Raw genomic sequence first — 1,284 nt, 5'->3', positions numbered from 1 at the left:
GGCGCTTCTCGCAATAAACTTCGTTATGTTTGGCGTAGAAATTGTCGCCGGCATCTGGGCCCAATCAGCGGGCTTGATCGCGGATTCTTTGGACATGCTCGCTGACGCCAGTGTATACGGCGTGGCCTTGTATGCAGTGGGCCGAAGCGCGTCACTCAAGCTGACGGCAGCGCGCGCTACTGGCTGGCTGCAACTGGCCCTGGGTATTGGTGTCCTGATCGAAGTGATACGACGCTTTGCTTATGGCAGCGAACCGCAATCACTATTCATGATTGGCGTTGGGGTGATGGCATTGGCGGCCAACATTCTTTGTCTGTATCTCCTGGCCAGCAAAAAAGATAGCGGGGTGCATATGACCGCTACCTGGATTTGCTCGTCCAACGATGTGATCGCCAACGCGGGTGTTATCCTGGCGGGCATACTGGTTATGCTGACGCACTCCCCATACCCCGATCTGGTGATTGGACTGATAATCACAGTGGTTGTGTTGAATGGTTCCCGCCGGATACTGTCCCTCAAAGCGGGTTAGTAAATCCTTAAAGCAAAGGAGAGTGCGGAATGGCACGTTTTTCAAAGGCGATAGCACCCTTTATTGAACTGGAGTTAGAGCGTGCCAGGCAGGCTGAGGCACTTGGCGATGCAGTCACAAGTTTTCGTCATTTGGAAAATGCCCATGTACTGGGTCAGGAGTCCACCCGATGGCATGTTAAGGTGCATTGGTTGATGTTTCGCTGGGGTTTGCGCCAGAGAGATCACAGGGAAGTCGTGGGCCAAATCATTCGCATTATTGGCGCGGCCGCGCTCACCGCTATAAAAGGCGTGCCTATAGGCAATACAGGCGGCAGTAATATAAGCCCCGTTAAGCCTTTGCCGATTAAACCGGAACTCGAAGCGATTATTGCTAAGGCCAAAGCAGGAGGGTCGTGACCCTTTTTGGCTCGAACTCGGTATGACTGGCAGCCTTTTTGCTGCCAGTCATTTCCGATAGGCTAGTCGGTTTGATCTCGCCGGTGCACCCAACGATAAAGCACCGGCAATACAAATAAGGTCAACAAGGTCGACGAGATAATGCCGCCGATCACCACTGTTGCCAGTGGGCGTTGAACCTCGGCTCCGGTACCGGTATTCAAGGCCATCGGCACAAACCCCAGACTGGCAACCAGGGCGGTCATCAATACCGGGCGCAGCCGAATTAGCGCACCTTCAACGATGGCCTCACGCAAATCACCCGTCTCGTGCCAAAGGTCACGAATAAAGGCCAGCATCACCAAACCATTCAAGACT

3 protein-coding genes are annotated in these 1,284 nt (G+C 53.7%); 2 read left to right on the top strand and 1 reads right to left on the bottom strand.

All coding sequences use genetic code 11. The features are described from left to right. The coding region (locus tag ABYP33_RS19320) for a cation transporter (protein WP_373093005.1) at positions 1–529 on the top strand (529 nt) is incomplete at its 5' end. 29 nt (positions 530–558) lie between these two features. Then, positions 559–927, top strand: coding sequence for a DUF3703 domain-containing protein (locus tag ABYP33_RS19315; protein ID WP_373093003.1), 369 nt, complete (start codon positions 559–561; stop codon positions 925–927). A 62-nt stretch (positions 928–989) separates the two neighbouring features. On the opposite strand, the gene ABYP33_RS19310 is transcribed toward ABYP33_RS19315, so the two are convergent. After that, positions 990–1,284 (bottom strand): efflux RND transporter permease subunit (locus tag ABYP33_RS19310; RefSeq protein WP_373093000.1); only part of this gene is annotated, 295 nt, incomplete at its 5' end.

The sequence above is a fragment of the Zhongshania sp. genome, from assembly GCF_041584495.1.
Lineage (GTDB): Bacteria > Pseudomonadota > Gammaproteobacteria > Pseudomonadales > Spongiibacteraceae > Spongiibacter.
Note: the sequence above shows the minus strand (reverse complement) of the source record. Positions and strands in the feature narration are given on the sequence as shown.